Annotated in this window: 20 protein-coding genes; 2 read left to right on the top strand and 18 right to left on the bottom strand. The window is 53.7% G+C overall.

What is annotated here, in order from left to right; genetic code table 11:
• Positions 1–93: 93 nt before the first annotated feature.
• From DT594_RS16230 to purL, 14 genes are all read right to left on the bottom strand, one after another.
• The gene (locus DT594_RS16230) at positions 94–510 is read right to left on the bottom strand and encodes a hypothetical protein (protein ID WP_149333842.1); all 417 of its coding nucleotides are present in this window, start codon (positions 508–510) and stop codon (positions 94–96) included.
• Positions 511–905: 395 nt separating this feature from the next.
• On the bottom strand, positions 906–1,499 hold the full coding sequence (locus tag DT594_RS16225) for a RipA family octameric membrane protein (RefSeq protein WP_484103619.1): 594 nt from the start codon (positions 1,497–1,499) through the stop codon (positions 906–908).
• A 177-nt stretch (positions 1,500–1,676) separates the two neighbouring features.
• On the bottom strand, positions 1,677–2,408 hold the full coding sequence (locus DT594_RS16220) for a DUF2971 domain-containing protein (RefSeq protein ID WP_178091553.1): 732 nt from the start codon (positions 2,406–2,408) through the stop codon (positions 1,677–1,679).
• 137 nt (positions 2,409–2,545) lie between these two features.
• Positions 2,546–3,358 carry a DUF2971 domain-containing protein gene (locus tag DT594_RS16215; protein WP_149333836.1) on the bottom strand — a complete coding sequence of 271 codons (813 nt, stop codon included), beginning with the start codon at positions 3,356–3,358 and terminating at the stop codon, positions 2,546–2,548.
• Positions 3,359–3,385: 27 nt separating this feature from the next.
• Entirely contained in the window at positions 3,386–4,426 is a 1,041-nt protein-coding gene (locus DT594_RS16210; protein ID WP_149333834.1) for a hypothetical protein, read from the bottom strand.
• Positions 4,427–4,522: 96 nt separating this feature from the next.
• Positions 4,523–4,945, bottom strand: coding sequence for a hypothetical protein (locus DT594_RS16205; RefSeq protein WP_149333832.1), 423 nt, complete (start codon positions 4,943–4,945; stop codon positions 4,523–4,525).
• Positions 4,946–4,965: 20 nt separating this feature from the next.
• Positions 4,966–5,997, bottom strand: a complete 1,032-nt coding sequence (locus tag DT594_RS16200) for a DUF6236 family protein (RefSeq protein WP_149333831.1) — start codon at positions 5,995–5,997, stop codon at positions 4,966–4,968.
• 77 nt (positions 5,998–6,074) lie between these two features.
• The gene (locus DT594_RS16195) at positions 6,075–6,620 is read right to left on the bottom strand and encodes a hypothetical protein (RefSeq protein ID WP_218574544.1); all 546 of its coding nucleotides are present in this window, start codon (positions 6,618–6,620) and stop codon (positions 6,075–6,077) included.
• A gap of 121 nt (positions 6,621–6,741) precedes the next feature.
• A complete protein-coding gene (locus DT594_RS19160; RefSeq protein WP_149333829.1) occupies positions 6,742–7,443 on the bottom strand; it encodes a toll/interleukin-1 receptor domain-containing protein in 702 nt (233 codons plus the stop codon).
• A gap of 161 nt (positions 7,444–7,604) precedes the next feature.
• The gene (locus DT594_RS16185; RefSeq protein WP_149333827.1) at positions 7,605–7,916 is read right to left on the bottom strand and encodes a hypothetical protein; all 312 of its coding nucleotides are present in this window, start codon (positions 7,914–7,916) and stop codon (positions 7,605–7,607) included.
• Between the two features lie 78 nt (positions 7,917–7,994).
• Positions 7,995–8,444 (bottom strand): hypothetical protein, encoded by a 450-nt coding sequence (locus DT594_RS16180; RefSeq protein WP_149333825.1) that lies wholly within the window; start codon positions 8,442–8,444, stop codon positions 7,995–7,997.
• Between the two features lie 86 nt (positions 8,445–8,530).
• Entirely contained in the window at positions 8,531–8,818 is a 288-nt protein-coding gene (locus DT594_RS16175) for a hypothetical protein (protein WP_149333823.1), read from the bottom strand.
• 114 nt (positions 8,819–8,932) lie between these two features.
• Positions 8,933–9,079, bottom strand: coding sequence for a hypothetical protein (locus DT594_RS18985; RefSeq protein WP_178091551.1), 147 nt, complete (start codon positions 9,077–9,079; stop codon positions 8,933–8,935).
• Positions 9,080–9,361: 282 nt separating this feature from the next.
• On the bottom strand, positions 9,362–13,258 hold the full coding sequence (gene purL / locus DT594_RS16170) for a phosphoribosylformylglycinamidine synthase (protein WP_149333821.1): 3,897 nt from the start codon (positions 13,256–13,258) through the stop codon (positions 9,362–9,364).
• Positions 13,259–13,448: 190 nt separating this feature from the next.
• Between purL and mltF the strand changes: the two genes are divergently transcribed.
• On the top strand, positions 13,449–14,897 hold the full coding sequence (gene mltF, locus DT594_RS16165) for a membrane-bound lytic murein transglycosylase MltF (protein WP_149333819.1): 1,449 nt from the start codon (positions 13,449–13,451) through the stop codon (positions 14,895–14,897).
• 146 nt (positions 14,898–15,043) lie between these two features.
• On the opposite strand, the gene tadA is transcribed toward mltF, so the two are convergent.
• From tadA to DT594_RS16145, 4 genes are all read right to left on the bottom strand, one after another.
• Positions 15,044–15,508: a tRNA adenosine(34) deaminase TadA gene (gene tadA, locus DT594_RS16160; RefSeq protein ID WP_149333817.1), complete on the bottom strand. Its 465-nt coding sequence runs from the start codon at positions 15,506–15,508 to the stop codon at positions 15,044–15,046.
• 10 nt (positions 15,509–15,518) lie between these two features.
• The gene (gene cysN, locus DT594_RS16155; protein WP_149333815.1) at positions 15,519–17,426 is read right to left on the bottom strand and encodes a sulfate adenylyltransferase subunit CysN; all 1,908 of its coding nucleotides are present in this window, start codon (positions 17,424–17,426) and stop codon (positions 15,519–15,521) included.
• A gap of 36 nt (positions 17,427–17,462) precedes the next feature.
• Positions 17,463–18,368, bottom strand: a complete 906-nt coding sequence (cysD, locus tag DT594_RS16150; protein WP_149333813.1) for a sulfate adenylyltransferase subunit CysD — start codon at positions 18,366–18,368, stop codon at positions 17,463–17,465.
• A gap of 126 nt (positions 18,369–18,494) precedes the next feature.
• Positions 18,495–19,253: a Nif3-like dinuclear metal center hexameric protein gene (locus DT594_RS16145; protein WP_149333811.1), complete on the bottom strand. Its 759-nt coding sequence runs from the start codon at positions 19,251–19,253 to the stop codon at positions 18,495–18,497.
• Between the two features lie 162 nt (positions 19,254–19,415).
• Between DT594_RS16145 and DT594_RS16140 the strand changes: the two genes are divergently transcribed.
• A complete protein-coding gene (locus tag DT594_RS16140; RefSeq protein WP_149333809.1) occupies positions 19,416–20,567 on the top strand; it encodes a S1C family serine protease in 1,152 nt (383 codons plus the stop codon).
• The last annotated feature ends 7 nt before the right edge of the window (positions 20,568–20,574 follow it).

Genomic DNA, 20,574 nt, shown 5'->3' with positions numbered 1-20,574 from the left:
TACAACTGGCTGAGACCACATCAATTCAATGATGGTTTAGCACCTGCCAGGGCAGAGGAAAAACTTTATCCACTGTCCGGAATCAGTTGACCACTACACTCCCTTTGGCAACTTTTGTTTGTCTAAGCTTGCTGTGAAAAAGATATAGACGTCATGATCAGGAACTCTGCGACCTGCCCAGTGCGCGAACATATGACGCAATTGACGATGCATCACGAAGATTTCTGCGGCTTTCCGAATGCCTTCAGCGAGCTCTAGGTTCCAGACGCAGCTGTCTGCGCAAGCTATTAGATGGTCTAGTGTGTCCTTGTCATTGAGTTTAAGCGCAAATGTTGTTGGATTTCCCAGTCTGATATGAGTAAGGCAATTGATAACGCGCCGCGCCTCAAGATCGGCGATGCAATAGGTCTGAACAAATTTTCCGATCAGTTCGTAGTCGCGGTCTTTGAGTGGATGCGTGTCATTCATGAGATGGCTAAGGGACATCCTTGCCTTCAGCAGTTCTTCCATTTCACTACTGGCTGGGGTATGTGGCCGAGTACCGCAACTCGGTTTGTGTTTCGTCATGATGACTCGAAGCGCCTGAAGTTTGGTTAAGGGCCGGCTCTAGCCCGACCCAGTGAGCGCAGCGAACGACTTGAACCACTGGTCAGGAACACATTGCACCTATTTGCTGGAGCTCCTCAACCGTAAGCTTCAATACGCTCAGAGAGTAATTGGGGTCAGATGAAAATTAATAGGAAAACCTTCATCTGACCCCGGTTTTCTCATCGCCATATGTCTGCAGTGCCATGTGATATTACTCGTCCTCTAACGATTAAGCTAATGGGCGGGTTTAGCCCGTTCCAGCGAACCAAGCGGGGGAAATCCACCGTTCACGTTGTTTGCTTGTTAGGTTCTATTTATCATAAGTAAGTTACGTTACGCTTATACATTGTAACGGGCCTTGATCCGAAGTGCCCCCGACCGTGACCATATATCATTGAAATTACGACCAATAAAGAAATTATTGTGCTTACAACTACAAACCAATTCAAAGAATAGTTTTCACCAAGTGAGCGAACAAGATTTTGATCAAAGAAGTACTTAACACCAAGCAGGAACCAAATCAGAATAAAAACAAAGCTGACTATCTCATTAATTTTTGAAACAGAAAAGGTTTTTTGTGGATGGACGGTTTTATATAAAGGCCCTGTGAAAGCATCTTCAAGTAGGTCTACATGGACTTCCCAGTGTCGCTGCCAAGACTTACTACCTATATTAGTAAAATGCCATGCTAAAGACAGCACGAAGCCGATACATATTAGGAAGTAAACCTCGACATGATTGAAACGATCTGGCTTTGCGTAGCTTTCAGAGGAAATTAAAGCAAAATAACCTACAAATGTACTGGCAATAAATGCCCAGAAATATGTAGCTCTTTTCCAATACATTTCTATCTCAAAATTTCTGGTGGCCCATGCTTTCTCAAAAGCTCTTTCAGCTTTCTTGGGGCATATATTTACCAGCTCAGACTTATACTCGTCCTCGCTAAGCTTAGTTAAGGCTGATTGTTTATTGGAGTATAGATATTTGATGATTTTAATTCTCCCATGAACCTAACGCCTGCATTTGCGGCTGGTTTGGAGCTCAGCGAAAAACCAGTCCGACAACATGCGCTTGTTAGAAGATTATTACTATAGATGCTTATGAGTTATGTCCTCGAAGGATAGCGAGAACTCACCCTTAGTTATTGATGCGACCAAAAGAGAAATGCCATTTACGACACAGAAACTCTGTATTTCTCCTAAATCTCCTTCCCATTTAGCTCCCAAAATAATACTTCTTATCGGTCCAGGCAGAGGGTGCAGGCAATCCCCCCTATCTCGCCTAACTCGCCACTCTTTTTCATATGCCCAGTCTACTGACTTGGTATACGCCACCTTGTCTGTTAAAGCATGGTCACCTTTTAAAATATCTTCAATACTTGGCTGAGGGTACTCTTTTGAATATGTTACTGGTCTGCATCTCTTATTATCCCCTAAATCTTCATCGATATTACGCTCAAGCTCTACACAAACGCCTTTATGCTCATTGGCGTAATGCGACCACATCAGTATATTTTTTGGGTCTTCGGCTAGTGAGATAATTCCAGATCTCTTAGTAGCTTCAATCATACCTTGAACTGATTCTTTGATTTTTGTCTTTACCTCATCCTTTATTGGAAGGCCTCCAAAGTCATCTTTCATTATATTTTTAGCTATATGGCTTGATATGCCAGACCAAGAGTATCCTTCTTCAGAAAGACTTTTTACTGCGAGAGAGATTATTGCCTCGTGTGATATATCATCGACAATATCGTATATGCCCTCAAAAGGATCATTGAATTTGGACATGGTCGAGAACCAAACTTCTTGGCTCTCGACCATGTCAAGGACTCTTTGAGTCGAAGCGACATACTTATAGAGACTTTTAATTTTGGAGTGATTCATTTGCTTTCTTCTAACGCCTTGGCTTTGCGGCGTGCCGGAGCGCCAGCGTAGGTGCGTCCGCCAACAGCCACTGGTTAGCTTTTGTTGATAGATGGTTTTGCAACGAGGCTCCACGAGTGAACATCGGGTTCACATTGCATCATCTTGATATCTTTTCTCCCCCAGGATTGAAGCACGCCTTTCAACTCTTCATCGGTAACAGAGCCACCCTTGGTAGCATTTCTGTATAAATGTCGACCCAAGTAAATCTCTTTGAGTGAGTTCTTCGGCACATCAAAGCAGTATAGAGGTCGACCAGAGACGGTCACCTTATTCCATTCACAGTAGCGACCACCACCGGAGTGATAGCTGAAGGGGATATTTTCTATATTTTTTACAACACGGACCTCCTCTTCGTATGCCCACTCGAGAGACTTATACAGAAAAGCTCTCTTCATTAGATTGAAGGCATTCGAGTCAAAACGAAGGCTGCCGCCAATATTCATTAGCTCATGCTCGTCAATCACGGGTAGATCATTGTGCGGCTTCGTAGCTGAGTAAATCATCTCTCCATATTGGCTTGGAATCACATTGCTTTGCGGGTCTGATAAGCCGGCCGAATCACAATCGAACCCAAGGACTACTCCTTGGTGAGAGTCTCCATAATGCGACCACATAAGCGCGTTCAACGGCTGACGGGTCATAGATAAGACACCGTATTTTCTCGAGAAACGGTTTCTACAAGCATTCGTGGCGGTTTTCGCGCTTATAGACTCATCGCTATCTTTAAAACCAAAGGCTGTGCATTCAAAAGGGTCGTTCAAATCTTCAAGGCATGAAAATCCTAGTGATACGGTATCGATCACCTTTCGGGCGGAACCGAAGGACATGTACTTGTATAGAATCATGAACCTCTCTCGAAAGAAGCTAACGCCTCAAGCAGAGGCGACGGCTTTATCGGCGTCCTTCTGCCTTGATTTGTTAGGCCAGTTTAGCGTTGAAGAAAGAAGTTGGTGCGCAAACTTTATGTCTTTGAACTGTTCTTCTCCCACGACCAACCCTTTGTTTTTTACTTTTATCTTAGGATGGACCTGATTTCTCGAAGCTTTCAAGAATTCCATCATGGCTTGCCCGCTAAATGTGTATTCCCCGGCATCATAGTTGGGTATCCAACCAGCAGTAGAGCAAACCTTTATAAGAGTATCCAGAGTCCATGTTAATGGATTCTTCGACTTCAGAAGTCGATTCGTTAACCCTAATACATCTAGAGTCGTCCTTACGTGTACTTCATTTTCGAGGCAGGTCAAAATCAATCTGGTCTCAATAGCTGAGCCAAGCATGACTGCCGCAGCCAAGAAAGAACCAGCCTCCTCGCAAGCCCTAGCTTCATTCTCATAGTAAATTGCAATTGATTTTAGTTTTGCCTGTTCGTCTTTTTGAAAAACTGCGACCCTGCCCGCGTCGTGTAATTTATAGAACTCGTCAAGGTCGTTAAGATATAGATCTTTTAAATCATCAGCACCGAACTCGCTAAATGCTTCTAACAGTTTCTGCTCTACAGCCAAATCGTATTCTTTTGAAAGCTCTTTATATTCATCCGGCGCCTCTGATATCGGCCAATACTCGTCATCAGAAAGTCCATAAGACTCTTCAACGGCCCGCATTTTCTTTGATATTGGCTCAAGTATGTTTTGGTACTGCCCGTTTAACCATCTTGTCTCGTGTATCTGAACCTCGATTGCATAGCATCTATGAAACGCAAGCTCCTGCTCAGAAATGTCACCAGCTGCGTATCTAGCCTGTGCGATCTTTATGTAAAGCTTGGCTCGTTCCTCAAGAGAAGGAAGATCGTTAAGATCAATTCCTTGAGGAAACTCAGTATTTTTAAGAAGATCTTCTAAAGCAATCGCTTTTTCAGCTCGCTCTTGAAAATGCTTTATTGCTTCCACTACTTCTGGTGGTAGATCTTCATTCATTTTAAGCTCTCTCAGTACTATAGGCGCCTAATGGCTAAGCTAAGGGGCCGGCCTTAGCTGGTCCCAGTGAGCGTAGCGAACGATTTAAGCGCATTTTTAGGCAGCTCTTTTTAGATATACGGCATACCCAATTAATATTGGCGGAAATAAGATGCCGGTAAGAATCAACAGCCAGTGAACCAGTTTCTTCCCAATCGCAGGGGTGCTTATCGTACCTTCATAGTCCCTATCGGAAAGTACTACATGAGACAAGATGTTCGTACCTAGACCAGCCGTAAAGAAAGGGATAACCAGTAAGGCGACGTCATAGCCCGCTTTGAGTTCATTGTCATCAGAGATCAAGCCTCGAAGGTTGCCCAATAGGCCAAGGAAGAAGGCTGCGAACACAATCAACTGTATACCGACAACAAAATCTAGCGCCCGCGGTGTCTTCGGATGCCGAATGAGCCATAACAGTGCCGCCGATGATAAAGCTGCAAGAATAGTAAAGGCTATGAGGGTAGTCTTCATGATGTCCATTGTTGATCCCTAACATTTATTTATGCAAGCAACCTTCTATTGGCATGTGCAATGTAGGCAAGCGGCTTTCGTAACTCTTCATCTCGATTACCTCGTACACTGGATATTGCCTGGTATGCACATGCAGCTAATGTAAAAGCAGATCCCATATATGCCACCTCATTGCTAACTGGTGTTGCATGAAGAGTAAGGCCTGCTCCAAATAGCGGTGCAATAGAACCAAAAGAAACTTGACTCCAAGTTGGCTTCATCGCATCTGTGATTTGATCAATACTAACTTTGCTTTTTACGATGAACTCTTCCGTTAACAACACTCTATCTTCAGTATTCGGTAAAGTAGCAATGATTGAGCAATGCGATTCTATTGAGCGACGAAGCGCAGGCAACAAATGCCCATGATCATCCTTGAATCGGAGCAATTCATCTAATGTTACTTTTTCATCAGGTACTGGGAGCAATGAACGAAGAATCACATCTCTAGCTTTATTATGATGCGCTGCACTTTCTCCGCTGGATCTAAGACTTGAGTTACCAAACATTCGAGAGAAAGTGGTTTGATTTGTTACTGGAGCAGCATTGACGTGAGCCAATGCACCCAAGCATGATGCTAGGTATGCCATGAACAAATTAGCTACCCAGCTTTCAACTTCATACCATGCCCAATTTACTCTCTTGGCAAGGCCGTTCTTTATCAAGAATTCAGGGATTTCCCCCAATTTCTCTGCATGGATAGTAGATCTTGGCTGGGTTTTCTCTGTGTGTCTTTGTGCTCTTTGGAGCGGCGCTGTTTGTCTTCTTTTTACTCGATGCTCTATCAATTCAATAAAACACTTTTCGAAATCAGGTATTTCATAAAGATAATGAGCAGGAAATACCTGTTGTACTAATCCCTCCTGAACCAATGACTGCATGAAGGGAGTTAGCTGTTCAGGGTTATCAATATGATCCATTGGTACAATAGAGGACAGTTTATCCCAATACAGAAGGGTTTTAATCGTCCATCTATCATTTGGCACTGAAATATATGGAAAGTATAGAGCGTTGTCTCTCATCTATGATTTCGATCCTTCTTTATGCATAACGCTCAAAGCAGGCGCGCCGCTTTTTGGCGTCGCCCTGCCTTTGCTTGTTAAATTTTGACCAACTTTTTTACACCATTACCCATCCTAGCGTTGTTGAGAGTCACAAATCCGGTGCCGTCGTTAAAAGCATAAAATACAGAATTTTCGTGCAAGACTTGTTTCAACTTCTCAAGTTCGGCGGGATTGCTAGGCTCAACTATCCAGATACCTGCGGTTACGTAAGCTGGATTAGTTCGATCTATGGTGCAGCAATACTCAAAGTCGGTGAGCGCAGAAAGTAGTGGTCTCAGACCACCAATTAATGTATCCGATTTGGCCAATTTTGCCTCAAGGGATATTACCATTGCCATTTTTGAATAATCGAGATCGTCAGAATCCAGATCTGAGCTGTTGGAGTAGGTAATAACGTATTGCCCATTGGGAAAGTAAGTAGGGGAACCTTCCATCACCGTAGCCAATGCCTTCGGGTTTGAAAATTGAAACTCCAAATCTTGAACGTTACTCATCAAAGAAACAGATGTAAGCACAATGCCAGTCGTAGAAATTAGCCATTTTCTCAGACTTTCCTTATTCGGAAATTTCTTCTCATTCATTGCACGAATCTCAGAGAAATTTAACGCCCGGCTTTGGGGCGGACTTATAGCCGCGCAGCGGCGGAAAGGCCGTCCCAGCCCCGCAGGGGCGACAACAGCCGATTGTTAGAGCGCATCCGAGCTACGCATGAAGATCAACGAGTTCAGCAATTTTCTTTGCTACAACAGCCATAGAGTCTTCTGCAGTATCTAGGCCGCTCCTCGAGGCCAGCATTGGGCTGACATTGCGCAGTGCGTCGTAAGTCGTCTTGTGCACAATTGGGACAAGCTGATTACGCGCCAGCAAGGCCGAGAGCTCTTTATCGGCGACACCTTCTTTTGGCAGCCTCTCAAGAAGCGCAGGTGTTACAAGAACAAGTCCAATTTTTGAGTTCGCCAAGCCCTTATCGATGGCGCGCATCATCGGTACACCTAAGCCAAGGTCCTTCTCGCTGAACCAGACTTTGACTCCAGCCGCCACGAGCAAGTCGTGCAGCTCCTTCGCTGACTCTTGGCGGTCGTCCCAGGCATGGCAGAGAAACACATCCCGAAGATCTGGTTGCTGCGCTGCCCGTGCTTCAACTGCTTCGCGGAATGGTGTTAACGATACGATCTGGGCAGGCGTGTAAGAGACGGAAGAGCCGACTCTCGACCAGCGTGGTCTTGAACCACCACTTGATCCGCTACCCCCGCTGCTGCTGCGGTAGCTACTCCCTCCACTACCGGAAGAGGTGTAAGACGAAGAGTAGCCGCCGTAACCTCTACTACGATAACGACATGCTGGGCATGCAGCTGCTGCTGCCGCTGAACTATGACCGCGAACTGGAGCCGTGCATCTAGCCATCTCTTACTCCCTGTTTTAGCTTATTACTTCCGGTTGCGACAGAACCTGACGATGCGCTCTAACGCCTGCATAAACGGCGGATTTTGCGCAGCGAAGCGGAGCAAAAGCCGTCCGGTGGAGGCCCATAGGGCCGGAGCGAATTTAATGCAATTGTTAAGTGTTTACTCGACACTCTTGGCCTGCCTCCACTCACGAACTGCGTCGGTTGCCATTTCTGAGAACTTTTTCGACACGTCTCGATCTTTATATTTTGATCGTGTGTCTGCAGCTATTGGCACAGAGTAATGGATGTCGTGTGCGAGCTGGTTCAAGTACTCATGACCTCCTGCCTTGAAAGCGTAGCGCTCTTCATCATTTAGCTGAATCATGTAGGTATACCCGAACGCGCTCATGTTGCAGTTGGCATCAAGGTATAAATGGTCTTCATGCTCAAACAGGAACCACGCCCAATTCTCGCTATCGATGACTTTCATAATCAGACACTTAACGTTTGGTTAAGGGGCGGACTTTAGCCCGTCCCAGTGAGCGAAGCGAACGATTTGAACCAGTTGTTAGACATTGGCACTGGTCTCAGGTGTATTTTCTGTTTGAGACTTTTTAGATGTTGCTTTGATGACATAGCCAAGAATTGAAAATGGCAACATCGAAAGCCCAATAAAAAATAATATTCTTACCAAGGTATTCAAAAGATCGATTGTTGAGGAAACAACCTCTACCTTGTATTTTGCAAGATTGCACTCTTTATGAAGGGCTTTAAAGTTTTCGCACTTTGCGTCATTGAGCCTTGTATTGCTTATTTCTTCGAAATCATACTTAAGCTCCATTGCCTTTTGCTCGTGATCCAGAAGCACCGGCATTGTTTGAGATAGGCCCGCCAAACTTATGCCTATAAGGAATATTCCGCCGCGGAAAATTTGATAACAATTGCTTTCTAGCGAGTTGATTATGCCTTCGCACATATTTTCCAGCTCTCGGAAGAGCTTGATGATGAGGTGTTTCATTTTGATTTGCCTAACGCCCGCAGCACGCGCGGCTTTGTAGTGAAGGCGCAGCCGCAAGGGAAAAGCCGTCGCTGTGCCTGCGATTGTTAATGCTTTGCACGTCGAAGGTGCTCCTCATAGCACGCCGGAAAATTATCTACGCACCACTTAGCGAGCTCATTTTCTGAATGAGGTTGAAGCGGCGAGCGCCCCTTACGAAACAACGAGAGCGCCTTGCCCTGGCGAAAGACTTGCCACAGCAAAGTGATGCTCACGCTACCCGCACCGACAGAAGATGCGGCATCGTAACCTTCGGCATCAGCTATTGCCGAATATCCCAGTTCGGTGACGATGCCACTCGCGAACTCTTCCTTATGTGATTGCAGCGTATTCATAGCATTAACATTTGTATATGAGTCACACCGACCAATATGTCGGTGATCGTTTTGTTTTTTCCAACCTGGCCCAAAAATCCTCTACAACGCCCAGAACCCGGCCCTCTCCGCCTATCAATCAATTTTCACATAGCCGACAAAACGATCACCAAGCCTCATATCACCATTTTCCAGATTTCTGCTAACCAACTGATTCTCAAACCAAAATCCATATTTTCTAGCTAGCTCCCAGATATCGGTCACTGCGATCATTTTTCCCATAACCCGCTCAGCTCAATGACCCACTCGAAGACCAAAGCATTTCCAGGCACGCTACCGCCCTATCCTCTTCACGGACAAGTCGGGGAATTGCTTTAACAGTATTGGGAGGGAATGCAGGCTGTCCTTGCCTGGAGGCGGGATGTGACTGGCATTCCTTTGCTGGATTCGAGATTAGTCCAGCTGGGCATGACTTGTCCAAGGGGTTTTGTTGAGGGGCAGCAAAGGCCAGAAAGCACAATCCCGGCATTAGCCGGGATTGTGTGGTACTGAAGCGGCTTGGGTTTAGCCGACCCAGACCCGCGCGTTGCGGAACATGCGCATCCAGGCGCCGTCTTCGCTCCAGTCACGGGGGTGCCAGGAGTTCTGTGAGGCGCGGAACACGCGTTCGGGGTGCGGCATCATGATGGTGACGCGGCCGTCGCGGGTGGTCAGGCCGGTGATGCCGCGTGGCGAGCCGTTGGGGTTGCCGGGGTAGCGTTCGGTCATGCGGCCACGGTTGTCGACAAAGCGCAGTACCACGCTGTTGCTAGCTTCACAGGCATCGACGGCGGAACTGTCAGCAAACTCGGCGTGGCCTTCGCCGTGGGCGATGGCGATGGGCATACGTGAGCCGACCATGCCATTGAGGAAGATCGACGGTGATGCCTGCACTTCTACCATGGCTACCCGCGCTTCAAACTGCTCGGACTTGTTGCGCACGAAGTGCGGCCAGTGCTCGCTGCCGGGGATCAGTTCGCGCAGGTTGGAGAGCATCTGGCAGCCGTTGCACACGCCCAGGGTGAAGGTGTCCGGGCGGGCAAAGAAGGCGCTGAAGGCTTCGCGGGCTTCGGCGTTGAACAGGATGGACTTGGCCCAGCCTTCGCCGGCGCCGAGTACGTCGCCGTAGGAGAAACCGCCACAGGCGACCAGCCCGCGGAAGTCTTCCAGCTCTACGCGGCCGCTGAGAATATCGCTCATGTGTACGTCGATCGGGTTGAAACCGGCGCGGTTGAACGCGGCGGCCATCTCGACCTGACCGTTAACGCCCTGCTCACGCAGAATCGCCACCTGCGGGCGCTTGCCCGTGTTGATCAGCGGCGCGGCGACATCTTCATTGATGTCGAAGCTGAGCATGGCTTCCAGACCCGGGTTGGCGTCATCGGCGATGTTCTCGAATTCCTGATCGGCGCACTCGACGTTGTCACGCAGGCGCTGGATCTGCCAGCTGGTTTCGCTCCAGGCTTGCTGCCAGGCGGCGCGGGTGCCGCTAACTACAGTTCGGTCAGCGAAGCTGAAATGCAGATCCTGATTTCGGCTTGGCTGGCCGATCACCGCGCTGCAGTCACCCAGGCCGGCTGCGGACAGCTGGCTGAGGACGGCTTCGGTATCGCTCTGGCGCACCTGAATCACTGCGCCGAGCTCTTCGTTGAACAGCGCACCGGCCAGTTCACTCTCCTGGTCAGCCAGTACATCCAGCTGAATCTGCAGGCCGCAGCGGCCGGCAAAGGCCATCTCCGCCAGGGTGGTCAACAGGCCACCGTCGGAACGGTCGTGGTAGGCCAACAGTTGCTCTTCCTGGTTCAGGCCCTGGATCACGGCGAAAAAGGCCTTGAGGTCTTCAGCGTCGTCCAGATCCGGAGCGGTCTTGCCGATCTGGTTGTACACCTGCGCCAGCGCAGAACCACCCAGGCGGTTCTGGCCACGGCCGAGGTCGATCAGGATCAGGTCGGTATCGCCCTGGTCCAGTTGCAGCTGTGGCGTCAGGGTAAGGCGTACATCCTGCACCGGGGCAAAGCCGGTGACGATCAGCGACATGGGCGAGGTAACGGACTTGTCTTCACCGTCATCGGACCAGCGGGTCTTCATCGACATGGAGTCCTTGCCGACCGGGATGGTGATGCCCAGCTCGGGGCACAGCTCCATACCTACGGCGCGCACGGTGTCGAACAGGCGTGCATCTTCACCGGGGTGGCCGGCAGCGGCCATCCAGTTGGCAGACAGACGAATATCGGAAATGGCGTCAATACGCGCAGCCGCCAGGTTGGTGACGGCTTCAGCAACGGCCATGCGGCCAGAGGCTGGAGCATCCAGCAGCGCCAGCGGCGTGCGTTCACCCAGGGCCATGGCTTCACCGGTGTGCACGTCGAAGCTACTGTTGGTCACGGCACAATCGGCAACCGGCACCTGCCAGGGGCCGACCATCTGGTCGCGGGCAACCAGGCCGGTAATGCTGCGGTCACCAATGGTGATCAGGAAGTTCTTGCTGGCAACTGACGGCAGGCGCAATACGCGCTGTACGGCTTCGTCCAGCGCCAGACCGGTGCCATCGAAATCATCCGAGGGCTCGGCCTCACGCTCGACGCTGCGGTGCATGCGCGGCGGCTTGCCGAGCAGCACGGACAAGGGCATGTCTACCGGCTGGTTGTCGAAATGCGTGTCGTTGAGTACCAGCAGCTGTTCTTCGGTGGCTTCGCCGACGACGGCAAAGGGGCAGCGCTCGCGCTCGCAGATCGCCTGAAAGCGGTCGTAGTCGGCGTTATCCACCGCCATCACGTAGCGTTCCTGGGATTCGTTGGACCAGATTTCCAGCGGGCTCATGCCCGGCTCGTCATTGGGTACATTGCGCAGTTCAAAGCGGCCGCCGCGGCCACCGTCGTTGACCAGCTCGGGGAAGGCATTGGACAGGCCGCCCGCGCCCACGTCATGAATAAAGCGGATGGGGTTCTTGTCGCCCATCTGCCAGCAGCGGTCGATGACTTCCTGGCAGCGGCGTTCCATCTCGGGGTTTTCACGCTGTACAGAGGCAAAATCCAGGTCTTCGGCACTGCTGCCGGTGGCCATGGACGAGGCTGCGCCGCCACCCAGACCAATTAGCATGGCCGGGCCGCCGAGTACGATCAGCTTCGCGCCGACGGGAATTTCGGCCTTCTCTACGTGGCCTGCACGGATGTTGCCCATGCCGCCGGCAATCATGATCGGCTTGTGATAACCGCGAATCTCCGGGCCACGCGGCGAGCTGACGGTCTGCTCGAAGGTGCGGAAGTAACCGGTCAGGTTCGGGCGACCAAATTCGTTGTTGAACGCAGCGCCGCCCAGCGGGCCTTCGATCATGATCTGCAGCGGCGTGACGATGCGCGAGGGCTTGCCGTTGTCTTCTTCCCAGGGCTGAACAAAGCCAGGAATACGCAGGTTGGACACGGTAAAGCCGGCCAGACCGGCCTTGGGCTTGCCGCCACGACCGGTGGCGCCTTCATCACGGATCTCGCCACCGGAGCCGGTGGATGCACCGGGGAAAGGCGCAATCGCGGTCGGGTGGTTGTGGGTTTCCACCTTCATCAGGATGTGCACCGGCTCTTCATGGGTGCGGTATTCGCAGGTACCCGGTACCGGGAAGAAACGCCCGGCAACAAAGCCTTCAATCACGGCGGCGTTGTCTTTATAGGCGGACAGCACGCCTTCGCTGCGCATCTGGTAGGTCTTCTTGATCATGCCGAACAGGCTCTTCTCTTCCGCCTGGCCGTCGATATCCCAGGTGGCGTTGAAGATCTTGTGGCGGCAATGCTCGGAGTTGGCCTGGGCGAACATCATCAGTTCGACGTCGCTGGGGTTGCGCTTGAGCTCCTTGAAGCTGCTGACCAGATAATCGATCTCGTCATCGGCCAGGGCCAGACCCAAGGTGGTGTTGGCCTGCTCCAGCGCCTCGCGGCCGCCTTCGAGGATGTCCACACGTTGAAAGGGTTGTGGCTGGGTGTGGCGAAACAGATCGGCGGCAGCGTCCAGATCATCCAGCGCCAGCTCGGTCATGCGGTCATGCAGCAGCGCGGCCAGTTGCGGGCGCTGTTCGGCGCTGATATCACCGGCGACATGGTAGACAATGCCGCGCTCGAGGCGAGCGACATTCTGCAGGCCGCAATTGTGGGCGATATCGGTAGCCTTGCTCGACCAGGGCGAGATGGTGCCGAAGCGCGGCACGATCAGAAACAGGCTGCCCTGGGGCTCTTCCACCGGCACAGACGGGCCGTACTTGAGCAGGCGCGCCAGCACTTCATTCTGCTGTTCATCCAGCTCGCTGTGCAGCTCGGCAAAATGCATGAACTCGGCATAAACGCCAGTGACGGCCGGCACAGCGGCTTTGAGCCGGGCAAGCAGTTTTTGACGGCGAAATTCGGAAAGGGCTGGGGCGCCACGCAGGGTATGCATGCTGTATACGGCCTCGGGAAGCTGGATAAAGGGAAATACGGCGTATCGGAAAAACGTACCGAAAAATAAGGCGGACAGGATACCTTAAACTGCGCCCATGGGCCATGCCGAGCGGGCCCGCAGCGCGTCAAAGACATTCCTTAACAGCATGCGGCTATTGCCCTCTGCCGCTTTTGAATATACTGCCCGCATGAGCGAAAAATCATCCCGTTCGATCAAGCTACCGGTCCTGACGACTCTTCTCTGCGCGCTGCTGCTGAGCGCCTGTGAGCAGCCGCAACCGCCGCGGCTGGAGCAGATCAAGGAAGACGGCACGCTCAGGGTGGTAACCCGCAACTCGCCGACCACCTACTACCAGGATCGCCACGGCAGTACCGGCCTGGAGTACGAGCTGAGCCGGCGCTTTGCCGACAGCCTGGATCTGGAACTGGAAGTTGAAACCATCAGCACGCTGGATGAGCTGTATGCGCAGCTGGCCAGTGAAGGCGGCCCGCATATCGGTGCTGCCGGTATCACGGTGAATCCGGCGCGCGAAGGTCAGGTACGCTTCGCCGACTCCTATCTGGACGTCACCCCGCAGGTGGTTTTTCGCCGCGGCGATCGCCAGCCCACCGCAATTGAAGATCTTTACGACAAACGCATCATGGTGCTCAAGGGCAGCAGCCTGGCCGACCAGTTGCGCGACCTGCAAACCGAGCACCCGCAGTTGATTTTCGAGGAATCGGATAACGTCGAGGTTGTCGACCTGCTGCGCCTGGTCAACGATAACGAGATCGACTATGCCGTGGTTTACTCGAATGAGCTGATCGTCAATCAGGCGTTCTATCCGGCAGTTCGCGTGGGCTTTGACCTGTCTGACGAGCGCCCGATGGCCTGGGCGTTGCCCAATGACCCGGACGACACCCTGCTGGATGCGGTAAATAAATTCTTCACCGACATCCGCGCCGACGGCACCCTTGATCAATTGATCGAGCGCTTTTATGGCCACTCCGATGTGCTCGACTATGTCGGTGCGCGCGGCTTTGCCCAACACACGCAACAGCGCTTGCCCCGCTATGAAACGCTGTTTCGCCAGGCCGGCGACCAGTACGGGCTGGACTGGCGGCTACTGGCGGCAATGGGTTATCAGGAATCGCTATGGGATGCGGACGCCAAGTCCTTTACCGGGGTGCGTGGGCTGATGATGCTGACACTGCCGACGGCGAAGTTTGTGGGTGTGACCAATAGAGTGGATCCCAAGCAGAGCATTTTTGGTGGTGCGCGTTATCTGATCTGGGTGCGTGATCAGTTGTCGACGGACATCCCCGAGCCGGATCGTACCTGGTTCGCGATGGCCGCCTATAACGTGGGTATTGGGCATCTGGATGACGCGCGCAAACTGACCAGCAGCAACGGCCGCGACCCGAATCGCTGGGTGGATGTGAAGGATCACCTGCCGCTACTGTCGAAAAAGGAGTGGTACAGCAAGACCCGCTACGGTTATGCCCGCGGGGCGGAACCGGTGCATTACGTGCAGAACATCCGGCGCTACCACGAGATTCTGCAGTGGGTGACCCAGCCGCAGTCGGAAATGGCTCAGGCGGCGGCGGAGAAATATCATACGCCGGGGATTTTGGAGCAGATTCCGCAGGGGTTTTGAGTTGGGTCTGGCCTGGGCCTTGGCAGGAAGGACGTTAAGGTCAAAATGGATTCCCACTTTCGCGGGAATGACGGTGAGATATGGGAATGACGGTGGGGGCGGCAACAAGGCGGCTTGACCTACGATGGCTCGTATCCAGCTAACTGTTACTGACTTTGCTCGCGCTTAGCCCGGAAAAAATCTCTCAGCACCGCTCCACACTCCTCTGCCAATACACCGCCCTCCACTTCCACATGATGATTCAGCCAAGGCTGAGCCAGGACCTGTGCGCGACTGATGACGGCGCCTGAGCGGGGTTCGGTGGCGCCGTAAACCAGGCGGGTGATGCGGGTGTGTACCAGCAGGCCGGCGCACATGGTGCAGGGTTCGAGGGTGACGTAGAGCGTGGTGTCCGGCAGGCGATAGTTGCCTTCGCTTAAGGACGCCTGGCGCAGCGCGACCATTTCAGCGTGGGCGCTGGGGTCGTTGCTGCTGATGGGTTGGTTGAAACCGCGGCCGATCACCTGACCACTGCGCACCAGCACGGCGCCCACGGGCACTTCGCCCAGGGCCGCCGCCTGTTGTGCTTCGGCCAGCGCCAAGCGCATGAAGTCGATATCGGCTGGCTTCATGGGCTGGGCGTCAGATCAGCTTGCGGCTTCTGAGCAGCTCTATCACCTGATTAACGCAGGACTCCAGATTCAACTCGGCGGTTTTGAGTACCAGGTCCGCATCGGTCGGCGCTTCGTAGGGGTAGGAAACGCCCGGCACGGTATTTTCCTCATTGGCTGCATACAGGCCTGACGGATCACGTTCCTGGCATACCGAGAGCGGCGCATCCAGATGCACCAGCAGGCAACGCTCACCGAGAATGTAACGCGCCTTGGCACGGCTTTCTTCGGTGGGCGCCATAAAGGCGCCAATCGCGATCAGACCCGCTTCGTTCATCTGCCGGGCAATGCGTGCACCCTTGTGCAGGTTCTCGCCACGGCCCTGGGCGTCTTGCGGCAGGCCCTTGCTCAGATCCTGACGCAGCGCCTTGCCGTCCAACACGTAGCAGGCGCGGCCACTATCGAACAGCTTGCGTTCAACCGCGTAGGCGATGGTGCTCTTGCCGGAACCGGACAGGCCTGTCAGCAGCAGGGTTACCGGCTCCTGGCCAAAGCGCTGGGCGCGTTCGCTGGCGGTGACGTGGGCATAACCGCCATGGCGGCTGCCAGTGGTGTTCTGACCCAGCAGGCCCTTGGCGACAATCATGCCGGCGCCGACGGTGCCATTGGTCATACGGTCGATAACGATAAAGGAGCCGCTGGTGCGGTTGGCGCGGTAATCGTCATAGGCGATTGGGCGTTCCAGCGACAGCTCAACACGGCCAATCTCGTTCAGACCCAATTGCGGCGCGGGCTGCTCTTCCAGCGTATTCACATCAATGCGGTGCACGATCCGGGTAAAAGAGCCCGGGCTATTGCTGGTAGCGCGTTTGATATCGTACTTGCGGCCGGGCTGCATGGGCTGATCGTCCATCCATACCAGGTTGGCTTCGAACAGATCGCCGATCAGTGGGCGGTTATCCACGTGGGCCAGTACGTCGCCACGGGAAATATCGATTTCGTCTTCCAGCGTCAGGGTTACGGCCTGGCCGGGGCCAGCGCTTTCCAGTTCGCCATCGAAGGTGACAATGGATTTCACTCGGCTGGTCTTGCCCGAGGGCAGTACCACCAGCTCATCACCCTTGTGCACGACCCCGGAGGCCAATGTGCCGGCAAAGCCGCGGAAGTTCAGGTTGGGGCGCGTCACCAGTTGAACCGGGAAACGCAGGTCCTTGAGGTTACGGTCCGCCGCGACTTCAACGGTTTCCAGAATTTCCATCAGGGTCTGGCCGGTATACCAGGGGCTGCGTTCGCTGCGATTGACGACGTTGTCGCCTTTAAGCGCAGACATCGGCACGAAGTGCACGCTGTTGCCATCAAGCATTTCCAGGCCGCTGGCGAACTGGCGGTAGTCGTCGCAGATCTGGTTGAAAACGCCTTCGTCGAAGTCTTTCAGGTCCATCTTGTTGATGGCGACAACGATATGCTTGATGCCCAGCAAGGAGGCGATAAAGCTGTGACGCTTGGTCTGCGTCTGTACGCCGTAACGGGCATCGATCAGGATGATCGCCAGGTCGCAGGTCGAGGCGCCGGTGGCCATGTTGCGGGTGTACTGCTCGTGGCCGGGGGTGTCGGCAATGATGAACTTGCGCTTGGCGGTAGAAAAATAGCGGTAGGCCACATCAATGGTGATGCCCTGCTCGCGCTCGGCCTGCAGACCATCGACCAGCAGCGCCAGATCGACTTCTTCACCGGTGGTGCCGGATTTCTTCGAATCACGGGTGATAGCTTCCATATGATCTTCGTAGATCATCTTGGAGTCATGCAGCAAACGCCCGATCAGCGTGCTCTTGCCATCATCGACGTTGCCGCAGGTCAGAAACCGCAGCAGTTCCTTGCGTTCGTGCTGGCCCAAATAAGCCAGGATATCTTCGCTGATTAGTTCTGATTGGTGACTCATGTATCTCTCCGGGCTAAGCGCCCCGCTTAGCTGAAGTTAGAAATAACCCTGGCGTTTCTTTTCTTCCATGGAGCCTGCCTGATCATGGTCGATCGCACGACCCTGGCGCTCGGAAGTACGAGTCAGGAGCATTTCCTGAATAATTTCCGGCAGCGTGGCGGCAGTGGACTCGACAGCGCCAGTGAGCGGGTAACAGCCTAGCGTGCGGAAGCGGACCATTTTCATCTCCGGCTTCTGCCCTTCTGCCATAGGCATACGGTCATCGTCGACCATGATCAGCGAACCGTTGTACTCGACCACCGGACGCTCAGCGGCGAAGTACAGGGGTACGATCGGGATGCTTTCCAGATAGATGTATTGCCAGATATCCAGCTCGGTCCAGTTAGACAGCGGGAATACGCGGATGCTTTCGCCCTTGTGCACCTTGCCGTTGTAGACATTCCACAGCTCCGGACGCTGATTCTTTGGGTCCCAGCGGTGGTGCTTGTCACGGAAGGAGTAAACGCGCTCCTTGGCCCGGGACTTTTCCTCGTCGCGACGAGCGCCGCCGAAAGCAGCGTCGAAGCCGTACTTGTCCAGCGCCTGCTTCAGGCCCTGGGTTTTCATGATGTCGGTATGCACTGCGCTGCCGTGAGTGAACGGACCGACGCCTTGAGCAACGCCATCGGGGTTCATATGCACCAGCAGATCCAGGTCCATTTCCTCGACGATTTTCTCGCGGAAGCTGTACATCTCGCGGAATTTCCAGCCGGTGTCCACGTGTAGCACGGGGAACGGCAGGCGGCCTGGGTAGAAGGCCTTGCGCGCCAGATGCAGCATCACGGCGGAGTCTTTGCCGATGGAGTAAAGCATCACTGGGTTCTGGAACTCGGCCGCCACTTCACGAATGATGTGAATGCTTTCGGCTTCCAGTTGCTTGAGGTGGGTCAATTTTTCCAGCATGGCGTACTCACGATAATGAGGGGGACGCCGGGCATCCCGAGGTCAGGTGGCAGGCATTGTAACAAACGCTAGGCAATCTAATAAGAAGCCTGTTGATACCTTTAAGTTATATAGATATAGCTGCTTTTAAACCGGATTAGCGATATCGATAAACTGGTGCTCAATGCCGAAGCGCTCAGCCAGATGCTCGCCCAGCGCCTTGACCCCGTAACGCTCGGTGGCATGGTGCCCGGCGGAGAAGAAGTGAATGCCGTTTTCCCGCGCCGCGTGCACCGTGGGCTCGGATATTTCACCGGTGACAAAGGCATCCACACCCAGAGCAATGGCCTTGTCGATGTAGCCCTGGGCAGCACCCGTGCACCAGGCAATGCGCTTGATCGGCCGGTCGTTACCGGCGATGTGCAAGGGTTCGCGGTTCAACACGCGGGCCAGATGCGCTGCTACTTCGCCGCCACTCATCGGCGCCGGCAGCTCACCCTGCAAACCCACAGAGCGAGGATTTTCCGGCTCAAGCCCACCGGTGATCGACCAACCCATCAGCCGCGCCAACTGGGCGTTATTACCCAGCGAAGCATGCACGTCCAACGGCAGATGATAAGCCAGCAGATTCACATCGTTGCCGAGCAAACCCTTGAGCCGCCGCTGTTTGATGCCGGTGATGGGCGCCGACTCGCCCTTCCAGAAATAGCCATGATGAACCAGGAGCATATCGGCACCGGCGGCTACCGCCGCATCCACCATCGCCTGGCTGGCGGTCACCCCAGTCACCAACATGCGGATCTGCTCGCGGCCTTCGACCTGCAGACCATTGGGGCAATAGTCCTGAAAGGCGGCGCTGTCCAGCAGCGTGTTGCAGTACTCCACTAACGTGGCGCGATCAATCATGGGGGGCCTCCTTTAACTCGATATTGCCATTGTCCTGCCTGCCCTCGACTTTGGCCAGTCATGCGCAGCATTCTTGTTCACGGGCTCGGCAGGATAGCCGCTAAGCTTTATACTGTTACGCAATGCTAGTCTGCCGACAGCTGGGGAATCTGGGAATAAAGAATGAACGCTCTATTGCGCAACTGGATCTGGCCGGCCCTGTGTGGGGTACTGCTGGCGCTGCTGATTCTTCATTATTATCCGCACTGGCTGGGTATGCCGGAACGCAATACCACTGTTGTGCCTGTGATTTCCGCCGAAGATATTGTACGCGAGCAACCTACGACCCAGGGGCCCTACTCCTACAGCGATGCCGTGCAGCGGGCTGCCCCAGCAGTAGCCAACATCTATACCAGTAAAGCCGCTGATAGCGACACGCCCCAAGCCTTCCCCACCCCGCCGCTACGTGATTACTCGGAAACGTTGCCCGTACCCAATCGCCAACAAAGCAGCCTGGGTTCTGCGGTTATTCTCAATGCCGAAGGCTACTTGCTGACCAATAACCACGTGGTTGCTGGCGCAGATGAAATCCTGGTGCTGTTACGCGATGGCCGCGAAGCCTTGGCCGAGCTGATCGGTACGGACCCGGAAACCGACCTGGCAGTACTCAAGATCAATCTGCCCGATCTGCCAGTGGTGACCATCAGCCCTAACCAGCAGCGCATTGGCGATGTAGTGATGGCCATCGGCAACCCGTTCGGCCTGGGTCAGACGGTGACCATGGGCATCGTCAGCGCCACCGGACGCAATCAATTGGGGCTGAATACCTATGAAGACTTTATTCAGACTGACGCAGCCATTAACCAGGGCAACTCCGGCGGGGCTTTGATTGACGCCAATGGCAACCTGATCGGCATCAATACTGCGATCTTTTCCCAGTCCGGCGGCTCTCAGGGCATTGGTTTTGCGATTCCAGCGAACCTGGCGGTGGAAGTGATGCAGGCGATCATTAGCCAGGGTCGGGTGATCCGCGGCTGGCTGGGGGTCGAAGTCCAACCGCTGACCAATGAACTGGCGGAGTCGTTCGGGCTGGAGAGCCGCGAGGGAATCGTGGTCTCCGGACTGTACCGGGAAGGCCCGGCCTGGAATGCCGGCTTGCTGCCAGGCGATGTGATCCTGCACATCGACCAGGAACCAGTCAGCAATGGCCGGCAGGCGATGAATCAGGTAGCCAGAGCCCATCCCGGGCAGAAGGTGCGGCTGCGCATCTTGCGCGACGGTCAAGCGATGCAGTTCGAAGCCGAGGTGGGCGTCAGACCGAGCTTCCGCGGCTAGCCCGCGC

The organism is Halopseudomonas laoshanensis, from assembly GCF_008365385.1.
GTDB classification, from domain to species: domain Bacteria; phylum Pseudomonadota; class Gammaproteobacteria; order Pseudomonadales; family Pseudomonadaceae; genus Halopseudomonas; species Halopseudomonas laoshanensis.
The sequence above is the reverse complement of the archived record's forward strand: the minus strand, read 5'-3'. Positions and strand labels throughout refer to the sequence as shown.